At 71.3% G+C, this 11,673-nt stretch carries 10 protein-coding genes; 2 read left to right on the forward strand and 8 right to left on the reverse strand.

Annotation, left to right across the window (positions count from 1 at the left end; translation table 11 throughout):
* Window positions 1-23: 23 nt before the first annotated feature.
* Complete coding sequence (locus ABZW30_RS38795; RefSeq protein WP_355675993.1) at window positions 24-398, reverse strand: hypothetical protein; 375 nt, start codon at window positions 396-398, stop codon at window positions 24-26.
* Between ABZW30_RS38795 and ABZW30_RS38800 the strand changes: the two genes are divergently transcribed.
* Window positions 376-1,860: a protein kinase gene (locus tag ABZW30_RS38800; protein WP_355675994.1), complete on the forward strand. Its 1,485-nt coding sequence runs from the start codon at window positions 376-378 to the stop codon at window positions 1,858-1,860. The genes ABZW30_RS38795 and ABZW30_RS38800 overlap by 23 nt on opposite strands.
* 139 nt (window positions 1,861-1,999) lie before the next feature.
* Here ABZW30_RS38800 and ABZW30_RS38805 read toward each other — a convergent pair whose 3' ends face one another.
* From ABZW30_RS38805 to ABZW30_RS38825, 5 genes are all read right to left on the reverse strand, one after another.
* Window positions 2,000-2,368, reverse strand: coding sequence for a hypothetical protein (locus ABZW30_RS38805; protein WP_355675995.1), 369 nt, complete (start codon window positions 2,366-2,368; stop codon window positions 2,000-2,002).
* A gap of 17 nt (window positions 2,369-2,385) precedes the next feature.
* Window positions 2,386-3,063: a hypothetical protein gene (locus tag ABZW30_RS38810; protein WP_355675996.1), complete on the reverse strand. Its 678-nt coding sequence runs from the start codon at window positions 3,061-3,063 to the stop codon at window positions 2,386-2,388.
* Between the two features lie 291 nt (window positions 3,064-3,354).
* Complete coding sequence (locus tag ABZW30_RS38815; protein WP_355675997.1) at window positions 3,355-4,152, reverse strand: DUF6042 family protein; 798 nt, start codon at window positions 4,150-4,152, stop codon at window positions 3,355-3,357.
* Between the two features lie 1,052 nt (window positions 4,153-5,204).
* Window positions 5,205-6,023: a DUF721 domain-containing protein gene (locus tag ABZW30_RS38820; protein ID WP_355675998.1), complete on the reverse strand. Its 819-nt coding sequence runs from the start codon at window positions 6,021-6,023 to the stop codon at window positions 5,205-5,207.
* Window positions 6,023-6,547 carry a hypothetical protein gene (locus ABZW30_RS38825; RefSeq protein ID WP_355675999.1) on the reverse strand — a complete coding sequence of 175 codons (525 nt, stop codon included), beginning with the start codon at window positions 6,545-6,547 and terminating at the stop codon, window positions 6,023-6,025. The genes ABZW30_RS38820 and ABZW30_RS38825 overlap by 1 nt, the downstream gene beginning before the upstream one ends.
* A 133-nt stretch (window positions 6,548-6,680) precedes the next feature.
* Here ABZW30_RS38825 and ABZW30_RS38830 point away from each other — a divergent pair, with 133 nt between their 5' ends.
* Window positions 6,681-10,307 (forward strand): DUF4132 domain-containing protein, encoded by a 3,627-nt coding sequence (locus ABZW30_RS38830; RefSeq protein ID WP_355676000.1) that lies wholly within the window; start codon window positions 6,681-6,683, stop codon window positions 10,305-10,307.
* A gap of 405 nt (window positions 10,308-10,712) precedes the next feature.
* Here the strand turns inward: ABZW30_RS38830 and ABZW30_RS38835 are convergent, their stop codons facing one another.
* Together ABZW30_RS38835 and ABZW30_RS38840 are read right to left on the reverse strand one after the other, a co-directional pair.
* Window positions 10,713-10,949, reverse strand: a complete 237-nt coding sequence (locus ABZW30_RS38835; protein WP_355676001.1) for a hypothetical protein — start codon at window positions 10,947-10,949, stop codon at window positions 10,713-10,715.
* A complete protein-coding gene (locus tag ABZW30_RS38840; RefSeq protein ID WP_355676002.1) occupies window positions 10,946-11,530 on the reverse strand; it encodes a hypothetical protein in 585 nt (194 codons plus the stop codon). Before ABZW30_RS38840 ends, ABZW30_RS38835 begins: the two co-directional genes overlap by 4 nt.
* Between the last annotated feature and the right edge of the window lie 143 nt (window positions 11,531-11,673).

Below are 11,673 nucleotides of genomic sequence, written 5' to 3' on the forward strand. Positions count from 1 at the left end.
GCCCAGCTCGTCGGCAGGTGCTCTCAACACGCTGACTTGACAGGGAACACGACGCTGATACGGTCGCCGGTGTCGGCGGCCGGGTCGGTTCGGGCGGTGTAGTCGTCGACCTCGGGGTCGGTGCCACCGGGCACCGGGATGCCGAGCCGCGGGTGGATCGCGAGGCGTTCGACGAGCTTCTCGACCGCGTCTAGTTCGCCGGGGCGCAGCGCGGCGAGGGCCTGTTCGGCGGCGTCGGATTCCCTGTCAAGTTGCTGTGTGCAGGTTCTGGACGTGTTGGTGGGGCCAGAAGAGGCCCGATGGTCGGTACGATTTTCGACGGGATAACCGTGGTCGTTGGTGAGTGAAACCAGTTCATGGTGGGGGTGTTGGGCAGTGAGCGACGAGGTGACCTTCACCGGACAGTCGGGCATATCTTGGCGGTATTGGAAGAACAAGCCGCTTGGGACACCGGGCGGCTTCGGAGGTGTCTACAAGGCTGAGGGGCCGGACGGATCGCCTATGGCGGTCAAGGTGGTCAAGAAGGAGCGCCCCGACGGAAGGCTCGACGAGCGCCTTCTGCGACGAGAGATCCACATCGGCGAACGGGTCGCCGAAAGCGGCAGCGAGATGCTCCTGCCGGCGATGGACGCCGCTGATGTTGGCGGTTCCTTGCTCCTGGTCATGCATCGAGCCCAGGGCGCGCTGACCCTCGGCCCGATGAGCGAGCCCGAGGCGGTGTCGATCCTGGTGGACGTCACGACGGCCCTCCAGGACCTGCACTCGATTGGGATCATGCACCGCGATCTCAAGCCGGCCAACGTGCTGCGCCACGATGACCGATGGAAGCTCGCGGACTTCGGGATCGCCCGCGATCAGGAGATCGGGACCCAGAACCCGACGTTCGTCGGGTGGGGCTCCCAGCCCTACATGGCGCCCGAGCTGTGGGAACTGAAGTCCCCCACGGTCAAGACCGACCTGTACGCGCTTGGCTGCCTGGCGTTCGAACTGCTGACCGGAACCCCGCCATACACCGGGGATTCGATGGCGCTCCGGGCCGCCCACCTAATGCAAGCCCCGCCCGAGGCGCCCTGCGCCAACGTCGTGCTCAAGAACCTCATCGGTCGCCTCCTGGCCAAGCGCCCGGAAGATCGCCCGCAGGATGCCCGCGCCGTGCTCGACCGGCTGAACCGGGAATTGGAAGCCCGCGGTCCCGTCCAGGAGTCCATCGCACGCGGCCTTGGAGCCCACGCCGCCGAACGGGCCCGCGCCGACTCCGAGCGCTCGATGGCTCAGGCCGCTGAGGATGCGCGCCGCCAGCAGGCCGCCCAGGCCAAGGCCGACCTGCGCGAGATCATGCATGACGCGCTCAGCGACCTGCAGGCCGTTGAACCAGACGCGGCCCTCGAAGAGCGAGGAACCGCTACTGGTTCCTTCGTGCCCGTGCCAAGCTTCAGCCTGACCGCTGGTGATGTGAGGCTTCGGGTCGATCTGTGGGACGAGACGACCACAAGCCAGCCAGTCCCGGACGACACGATGGTTCTGGCTGGCTGCGTGGTGATCACCAACCCGCGTTACACGACGGAGCTGAACTCGGCCAACGTCGTCTACGAGCAGGTCGGTGACCGCCTTACCTGGCAGATCTACAAGTTCCGCAGCAGCATGCTCGACCCCGCCAGGTACACCTACGGGCCCTTCGGACGCACCCACGGGCTCCGGAACGGCGACTTCTTCAACGCCCAGGAGCGGTACCTGATGCTCCACCCCGTAACGCATCTCTGGACCAAACGGGTCGAAACGCTTACCGCCGAAACCCTCCTGGAGCTGTTCAAGGAGGCTGTTGACCTTCGACCTCAGAACCCGCGTACCGGCCTCTGGTGAGTCCGAAGCCCGTCGATCCGGCCTGTTCATGGCAGCAGCGGTGCGGCCAAGGACAGGCCGGATCGCCCCGCAGCCCCGGTCCGCTACGCGCCGATGCCCGAGGGCTGGCGGGGCTGCCCCCACCGGATACCGCCCCGGGTCAGCCCGTGGCTGGCTGACCGCCGTCGTACGTCACGTCCTCGCGGTACCGCCGGACGAGGGCGGCGTCGTGGGCGACATGGAACGGCCGGAGCTCGGGCTCCGCGATGTCGATCACGTCCAGGGTGTCGTGCGTTGTGCAGTGCTGGGCAAGCCACCGGTCAGCATCTTTGAAGCGCTGACCGTCGTAGGCGTCAACGTAGCCGTGCGCGCCGAGGTGAAACTCATACCACGAGAGCTCCTGGCTGTACGACACCGGGTTCTTGCACAGACCGCCCTGCTTGGTGCGGGCAACGCACTGCAGACCGTGCGGATCAATCGGGGCGATCCACAAGCACCCCTTGAGAACGACGAGCCCTCGGCGGTCCATGTCAGTTCCCCTCCCGCTCACGGCGTCGGCGCGCAGCGTCGGCAGCGCCGGTACTTCCGGCCGCCCTTCGGGCCCATGTGTCGAGCCTCCCACACGCGGGTCTCCTCGATGGTCATGACCGTCCAGCCGCTGTCTGTCGTCGTCGCCAGCTCGAACTCGAAGTCGGCTTCGGTACCGCCGTAACGCAGGTTCTGCCGGTGGCAGAAGAGCCGGCGCTGTTGCACGTACTCCTCACCGACCGGTCGGCTCCACTCTGTTGGCATGGTGTGCCGCACCACGGGACAGGTCGTCTCGTGCAGTCCGGCGGAGCGGCCCGCGGTGAACGGGTACTCGTCCGGGGTGTTGTAGCGAAGCCACCGCTCGGCCAAGGCGTCGAGGTGCGGCTCGAAGCGGTCGCCGTACTTCTCGCAGTCTGGGCACCCGCCGTCTCGGACGCACCAGGCGAGGAGGTCGTCGTGCTGCTCGTGCTCGCGAAGGTTCCACTGGTCGTACAACTGACCGGCGAGCCGCAGAAGCAGCTCGCGCGCCTCCGTAGCCGTGATGGTGCCGGCCTCGATGGCGACGACGATGTCGATCACCGCCGGCAGCTCTACCGACTGGCCGTAGCCCTCCCGTAGCGGGCGTTCGCGCTGACGCGGGAAGTCGGTCCCGAAGGTGACGAGCACGTCGGGCATCTCGATCCCCGGAGCACTCACGCTCATCTCTCCACTGATCCCCACTGCTTCGTCCCTCTCGTAGGTCGGTCGGCGGGCTGGCGGACAATCCCGGACCCGGTCCGCACCTGATCCGGTCCTGCTGCCCGTGTCGGCGACATTGCGCAGCAGGGCGGTGACGTGGGCGGCGGACAGTACCAGAGGGACAGCCCCCGGCCGCGGTCGCCGCGCCCGAAGGTGTCGGTTGCCCAGCTGCGTGAGTTTTTCAACGGCCTGGCTTGACGCGGTCTGCCCTCACAGCGTGGTGCTTCTGGCGGTCGTGCCGGGAGGTTGTCAGTCCTCCGGAAGCGTCACGACGATCTGGCCGTTGTCGTTGACGCCGTGGATGGAGATGCGGCTTTGGTCGAACTTCTCCCAGTCGCACTGCAGCCGGAAGACCTTGTGCGGAGGGATCGCGGCGACGTCCGCGGTGGCGGTGAAGTCGCCCTGGTCGAGCAGTAGCAGGACCGCTTGGCGGGCGTCGTGGGGATCGCCGTCGATGATGCGGGCCAGGCGCTGCAGACTGGTGGTGACTTCCTCAAGGCGGCGCCCGTCCGGTTCGAACAGGCCGATGATCTCGAATGAGTCGTCGGAATAGATCAGGCTCATCCGCAGCTCGCGCTGCACCTGCTCTTCCTCGGCGCTCAGCGGTAGCACGTCGCTCGGGAACGGCAGGGGGTTGGCCGGGTGCAGACGTAGCTGACCTGAGCTGTCCGGGATCTCGTGGAGGACCTTGGCCGCGACCAGCAGGGTGATGACGTCGTTGATCGTCTCCAGCGGTGGCAGGCCGTAGTGCGCGGCATAGCGGGTGCCCTCGGCGATCTGGTCGGGGAGGGCGGCCAAGTCGTCCTCGTCGAGGTCGTCGCCGGTGTCCCAGCAGGAGTGGGTGAGGGCGCCGGCCGGGTTGGCTTTCGTGGCGACGAACGGCCCCAGCTCTTCGCGGGTGAAGGGTGCGCCCTCCATGACGGCGCCGATGAGCAGCATCATCGTCGCCATGGGGCGGATCCTGGACCACCCTCCTCGCGCGGCCCTGCGGAAGTGTTCTCCCCGCATCTCGTCCGACCAGTCCGTCAGCAAGGCCGTCTCGGCCATGGCTCCCCCAAGATCGTTGGTATGCCGTTTGACCGTAGGCTACGCCGCCGCCGGTGAACTCCCGAACCACTCTGGGCGCCTTGGGAAGCACGAAGGGGGGCGGTCAGTCGTCGGGATTGCTCCGGCCCGGGTGGCGCGGGCGACGTCCTCGGCCGCGGTCGGCGGGCACAGGGTCAGTACGACCTCGGCCCGCTGCGGCGGCTCGCGCAGGGTGTCCACCGGCTCCGGCCCGGCCTGCTCACGTGCTGACAGCCGGGTCCGTGCCGCAGTCGGGCTCATCTGGTCTGCCAGAGGACCGTGAAGAAGAAGAGGGCGACGAGAAACACGAAGGCCGGCAGCACGCGCCTCATGCCGTGAGCGTCGAGGCCCAAGTAGTCGCGGATGGCAACCGGCACTGGGCGCTTGGGGGCGCGGGTGGGGTGCGAGTGGGGTGGTGGGGCCGCGATCGGAGGCTGGGGAAGGGGATTTGGGACGGCCTGGGGACGGGAGGCCGCTCCCGCCCTGATCGGCGGCGGTACTGGCGGCGGGAGTGGTAGTTCAAGGGGGAAGGGCCTGCTGCCGAGAAGCTGCAGGGGTGCGGTGACCACGGGACGGGGGGCGGGAGGGTCTGCAGGCTTCGCGAGGGACGGTCCGGGCTCCTGCGGCCAGGTGTCGGCGGCCGTCTCGGCTGGGACGGTCGCGGCCGCGTCGTGTCGCTGCTGCGCATCGACCAGGGCAGTGCGCCAGATGTCGCGCGTCGTTTCAGGCAGCTTTTCCAGGAGGTCCTGGGCCTCGGCATACAGTGCGTTCGGGTTGGCGGCCACGGCTTGGGCGGGGTGGCTGAAGAAGCTGCGGCCCACGATGGCCAGGCAGTGGCGGCGCTGGGACGGCGATAGAAGCGGGCTGGACAGGGTCCGGGCGAGGAACGTCCCGCTCTCAGGCTCGCCGCCGCTGTCCTCCTCACACTACGACCTCCTACTGACAACCCGTCACCGGCTTGTAGCGGACGGCCACGTCACTGTTCGGCCCGTTATTTCACTCTGAGGCGAGCAGAGCGCGGTGTGACGGCACCGTCACGCGGCCCCGCAGGCGAGTACGGGTTCCGGCAGGCGGGTGGTGCGCAGCGGGACGGCACCGGCCTGGTCCGCGAGGGCGGCGCGGTGGCTTTCTCGGAGTTGGCGGGCGCGGACCGCTTCGGCCAGGGCCTGCTCGTCCTCGGCCGACGAACGGTGGTCCCGCTCGGGCTCGCGGAGTTTGTTGTAGTGCAGGCGCAGGATCTCCTCTCGGGCGGCGGCGGCCTCGTCGAGCGCGGCGTGGCGGGCGGCAGCGTCCTCGCGCATCCGGCGACGCAGTTCCTGGTAAGCGGTGTGGTCGGCGAGCGGAGGCCGGACCGGCCGCACGGTGGGCTGGTTGTCGCAGCGTGCGTGCTGGTCGTTCTGATCGTCGTCGTGCTGCACCACGGGGGCGGGGCCGACGCGGACATCTATGGCCGTCACGGTGCCGGGCCGCAGTTGCTCGAGGGCGGCGAGGATACGGCGCACGTGCAGGCGCAGCTGGGCGGCCCAGGCGGGGGAGTCGGCGACCACGCGCAGGCGGCGGGTGGTCGGGTCGTAGCCGGCGAGGTGCCAGTGGCCGGCGGCGTCGAGGCCGACGATCGGGGGCCAGCGGTCGCGCAGACCTCCGCCGGCGGTGCCGAGGGTCCAGCCGTGGGCGGCGACCAGGGCGAGGAACACGTCCGCCACGGGCATCGGCTCACGCGGGCCACGGTCTCGCGGCGCGGCTGGCCGGACCGTGCGGGTGCGCTGGGCGGGGGCATTGCCGTTCGTGCGGGCGGCCTGGCGGGCGGCGCGCAGGGCGGTGCGGGCCAGGTCGGCGCCGATGGTCGCGGTCATCAGCGGCTCCCGGCGAGCTCACGCTCACGGCGGCGGGCGGCCCGCTGCTCGCGGAAGGCGATGCCCTCGGAGTTGTCCTCGGTCATCCAGGCAGGGACCGTGACCGGGGGCAGCTCGGCGCCGTCGATCGCCCGGGGGACCTCAGGCAGGACGGGCTGGTCCAGCAGCGGCACGCACAGGCCGCACGGCAGCACGGTCCGCACGTGCCGGTCGCAGTAGGCCGCCGACTGCTGCTCCTCGGGCTGGTCGGCGTGGCCATGGATGTCCGCCGACGCCGGGGCCGGGCTGGTGCGGATCTTGGCCAGGGCCTGGTCCCGCTCGGCCTGGCGGCGCATCGCGTACCGGTGCTGGGCATCCTCGACGTGGTATGCGCAGGTCTGGCACTCGCCGTCGAGCTCGACGTTCGTCCCGGACTCGCAGCTGGGCAGGTGGCAGCCGCGCCGGGGCAGGCCGCGGCCGGTCAGCCAGGCGTACGCGTCGTGGATCTCGCCGCGCCCAGCCGCCCTGTCTGCTGCAGGCCGCAACGTTGTGGTTGTTGACGCACCTTCCCGGCTGGGGCTGCAGGGTCACCTGGGCAGGCGGGCGGTAGGTCAGCGTGTCGGTGGGCCTAGTTACTGTTCCTGACCTGATCAATTGTTCGAGAAGAGAGGTGGAGTTGTGCGGCGCTGGGAGTTCGTCGAAGGCGGCTCGGACAAGTTCTGGGAGGCCGGGGTCGACGGTGCCCTGGTGACCGTGCGCTACGGCCGGTCCGGCACGGACGGACGGGAGCAGAGCAAGGAGTTCCCGACCTCAGCGGAGGCGCAAGCGCACTTCGCCAAGGTGGTCACCGAGAAGGTCCGCAAGGGCTACCGCGAGGTCAGCATGGGTTCGGTGCCCGCGCCGCAGCCCATGACGCCCACCGCAGCGGCCGCCGTCCCCGGGGCCCTGGACGACGCCCCGGTCGACGAGGACGTGTTCGTGCTGCCGGACGCCTGGCACCGGGCGCTGATCCCCCGCCGGGGCGGAGCCACCCGCCCGCCGGCCGCGCCGGTGAAGAACGCGGTGAACGGCTACCACGACACGCTGCGGCAGATGGACGTCTGGCTGGAGCAGGCGCTCACCGCGGACCGCAGTGACGCGGAGCTGGTCGAGGCAGCCCGTGGCCACCACTGCGGTAGCCGGAACCCGCTCGGTGCGGCGGTGCTGGCCGCGCTGTTCTCGAGCTCCGCCGAGAACAGTGTCCAGAGGGCCGTGGACGCTTGGGTGGCGGAGTTCGGTCTGCCGTTCGCGGCCAGGGCCACCGTCGAGCTGTTCACGGTGGCCGTCGAGACCGACTGGCACAACTCCCGGACCGTCAACCCCCGCGTCCGGCGCGTGGTCGACCCGAGGACCGCGGTGCACCGACCCGCCGCGGACCGGGTCCGGTCGCTGCTGGCGGCGTGCGACGAGGAGACCCACCGCGCGGCGGTCCAGGCCCTGGCCGGATGCAGGGCCAGCCTGACCCGACTGGTGGTGGCGGCGTACCTGGTGCCGTCCGAGTCCGCCTGGGCCGAGAAGTGCGCCGAGTCGGGGCCCCGGCTGGGCCCCGCCGAGTGGTCGATGCTGCTGTGCTCGCTCTCCTCGGCCGAACCACTGGAGAAGCTGCCCCCGCCGCCGAGCCTGGGCTACGACGGATGGTCCACCGAGATCATCGCGACCGTGGCGGAGGGCCTCGGGGGCGCTGCGGCGCCGCTGATGCTGCACGACCTGACCACCAGCTACCACCACACCGACGGGAAGAAGCGGCTGCTGAGCGCGCTCGCCGAGCTTCCCTCCGACGAGGGCTTCCGGGGGCTGCTGGCCCATCAGGACGGCAACAAGGCCGCCCGCGCAGCCCTGCTGGCCGCCGCCCGCCGCTTCCCCCGGCGTGCTCTGCGCCTCCTCGCGGAGGCCGCGGCGGCCCCGGCCGACCCGGCCGCGCAGCGGCTGTCCCACCAGCTCCTGACCAGCCACGTCGCCGCCCACCGCGCCATCGTGCTCGAGCTGCTGCCGCAGCTGCCGCCGGAGCAGGCGGCCCTGGTCGAGCCGCTCACCGATCTCGGTGACCGCGTGCAGGAGGTCCGATCGGACTCGCTGCCGGAGCTGTTCACCAGCCCGCCGTGGACGCGGCCGCGCGCCACCGGCAAGCCCCGTGTGCTGACCGGCCTCACCGCACCGCAGGAGCCGCAGCTGCGGTGGCTGCCGGGCGAGCGGGAGGCCTGGGCGGCGGCCGAGTCCTGGTACGCCCGCTGGTCGGATGGCGACTGGCAGCGGATAGCGGGCATGATCCGGGCCACGAGCGAGCGGTCCGGCAACGCTCGGTACGGCTCCAACCGGCACGAGGAGCTGGCGCTGTTCGCCTACGGCGACGAGGAGCTGGGCCGGCCGCTGATCTCGCAATGGCGCGGCGACGAGCACATCTGGGACGCCATGGGCGCGCTGCGCCGGGTCGCCGCCCGCTTCGGACCGGACGCCCTCGAGCCGCTGCGGGCCGCCGCGCTGCAGAACCCGGCCGCGCACGCGTCTCTGCTGCTGCCGTACCTGGACGTCCGGGTGGCCGAGACGATGGCGGACTGGCTGGTGCGCCTCAAGTCGGCCGGGAACACCGCGCGTTCCTGGTTCGCCCGGCACGGCTTGGACGCGGCCCGAGTACTGGTGCCCGCCGCGGTCGGGAAGGCCGGGGCCGCCCGGCGCAACGCCGAGCACGCCCTGCGGCTGATCGGCGGGGCGCACGGCGTGCCGGCGGTGCGCGCGGTGGCCGGCGAGTACGGGCCGAAGGCGGAGGAGGCGGTAGGCGCGCTGCTGTCGGCCGACCCGCTGGTGAACGCGCTGCCGGCGAAGCTGCCCCAGCCCGGCGACTGGGCGGAGCCGATGATGCTGCCGCAGCTGCTGGTGCGCGGCGGCGAGGGCGCCCTGCCCGCCGAGGCGGTGCGGCACGTGCTCACCGTGCTCGCGCTGTCCAAGTCCGGGGAGTTCTACCCCGGCCTCGACCAAGTGGTGGAGTTGTGCGAGCCCCGGTCGTTGACGGAGTTCGGCTGGGCGGTGTTCGAGCAGTGGCGGCTGGCCGGGATGCCGGCCCAGGACGGGTGGGCGCTGCACGCGCTCGGCCGGCTGGGTGACGACGAGACGGTCCGCCGGCTGGCGCCGGTGCTCCGGGCGTGGCCGGGCGAGGGCGCTCACCACCGGGCCGTGGACGGCCTGGAGGTGCTGGCCGGGATCGGCACCGACGTCGCCCTGCTGCACCTGAACGGCATCGCGCAGCGGGTGAAGTTCAAGGCGCTCAAGGCGCGGGCTCAGGAGAAGATCGCCGAGGTGGCGGCCGGTCTCGGCCTGTCCGGGGAGCAGCTGTCCGACCGTCTGGTGCCGGACTTCGGGCTGGACGCCGACGGGACGACCGTCGTCGACTACGGCACCCGGACGTTCACGGTCGGCTTCGACGAGCAGCTCAAGCCGTACGTACTGGACGCGGCCGGCGCCCGCCGCAAGGATCTACCGGCCCCGGGGGTGCGGGACGACGCCGAGCTGGCGCCGGCTGAACGCAAGCGCTTCGCCGCGTTGAAGAAGGACGTCCGTACGGTGGCGGGGGACCAGATGCGCCGCCTGGAGGAGGCGATGGTCACCCAGCGGTCTTGGACGGCGCAGGAGTTCGAGCAGCTCTTCGTCGGGCATCCGCTGCTGTGGCACCTGGTGCGCCGCCTGGTGTGGCTGGCCGAGGCGGACGGCACGGCGACGGCGTTCCGGGTTGCCGAGGACCGCACCCTGGCGGACGTCCGGGACGAGGCGTTCGCGCTGCCGGCCACGGCCTCCGTCCGGCTGGCGCACCCGCTGCTGCTCGGGGACGACCTCGCCGCTTGGTCGGAGCTGTTCGCCGACTACGAGATCCTGCAGCCGTTCCGTCAGCTCGGCCGCCTCGTGTACGCGCTGAGCGACGAGGAGCGGGCGGGGCACCGCCTGACCCGCTTCGAGAACGGTCCGGAGCTACCGACCGGCCGGCTGGTCGGCATGGAGCGGCGAGGCTGGCAGCGCGGCGAGCCCCAGGACGCGGGTGTGGAGCGCTGGCTGTCCCGCAGGGTCGGGCCCGACCGCTTCGTGGTGCTCGCCCCGGAGCATGGCATCGCGGTCGGCATGCACGACGTGTACCCCGAGCAGCGGGTGGAGACGGTGTGGCTCGACAGCCACCCGGGCGACTACTGGACGTACAACCGGACCTTCCCGACCTTCGCCGAGCTCGACCCGGTAACGGCTTCCGAGGTGATCGCCGACCTCACCGAGCTGACCACACCGTGACAGCACACCACCTCACCGATAGTGCCGCCGCCGAACCACGCCGGTGAACCGCAGTAGCACTGGACAGCGGCCAGGCCGGACCCGGCCGGGTCGGCGGTGGCGCGGACCGGGTCCTGGCCAACACCGTCCGCGCGCCCCGCACCCTGCCCCCGTGGGCACCGGCCGCCGTCGACACCGCGCTGCGCACTGCCCTGGCGGAATTCGAGCGGGCCTCCGAGTCGTGGCGGGACGCCTTCGAGGGCCTGGACGAGGTCGTCCTCGCCGACGGCATCCGGGTCACCGTCGTCGGTGGCGAGCCGGGCGCCAGGCCGTGCCTGGGGTGGCGCTCCAGCCGGTTGCGGCGGCGGTCGTAGTGCCGTACACCCGTGACCCAGGCCTCCCGGTCGGTTCAGGTGGTGGCCGGTGTCAGCTGGAGCGGCGCAGGGCGCGGAGCCCGAAGTCGTACGCCATGGAACCGAGAGCGAGGACGACAAGCGGCCATACCAGCGGGGATGCGGCCGGGACGGTGCCGTGGGCCAGGGCGGCGCCGACACCGCTGGTGCCGAGCATCGCGGTGCAGGCCGGGATGCTCGGCAGGGTGATCCGCAGGACAACTTCCCGGCTCTGGGCCAGGTGCGCCCTGTCGGCCTTGCGGGAGGTCACCGACGGCCCCCTGTAGTCGCCTTGGCGGCCAGGGTGCGAGCGGTGTTGCGGGAGGCCAACCGCTTCACCTTGCGGCGGACCCGCTCGCCGACCGCGTCCGGCTGCGGGGCGCGCGCGGCTGCGGCGGCCTCGGCCCAGGTGGTGACTCCAGGGTTGGCGAGCGCGAGTGTCACCGCCCGCTCGGCTGGGGTGAGGGCCGCCAGGATCGCCGTCAGGCGCCGGTCCTCGAAGCCGTTCTCTGCGGTGTTGTCGTCCGCCGCGGCCTGTCCGGGGACCAGGTCGTACAGGGTCAGCCCGTCGCCGAGCGGGGTGTCGAGCAGCAGTAGCCGCGACCGGTTGACCTTGCGGCGCCAGACCGGGGTGAGCTGCCGGTGAATGGCGCGCGCCTCGCTCCTGAGCTGCCTCAGCGCGTCGGGAGTCAGCCGGCCTTTGGTGAACAGGGGGCCCGCCCAGTCGCCGAGCAGGGCGGTGGCGACCGGCTCACTCCATCCGCTCCACATCCCCAGCACCTCGGACGTGAAGGTGTGGACCGTGGATCCGTCGCCGACGCGCGCGGCCTCGCGGGCGTTCAGCGCCCGCACCGTGTCGGGAACCGGGAGGCCCGCCCTCCAGAATCCATTCTCGACAATTGTCGTCGACGGGTGAAACGAGGACCACGGACGGCGGATCAAAAGCGGGTCACTGCGTGATCTCTTGATCATCCTGACTTCACTGGTACTGGAGT

Origin of the sequence: Kitasatospora sp. NPDC004669, assembly GCF_040609455.1 — a bacterium.
Classification (GTDB): Bacteria; Actinomycetota; Actinomycetes; order Streptomycetales; family Streptomycetaceae; genus Kitasatospora.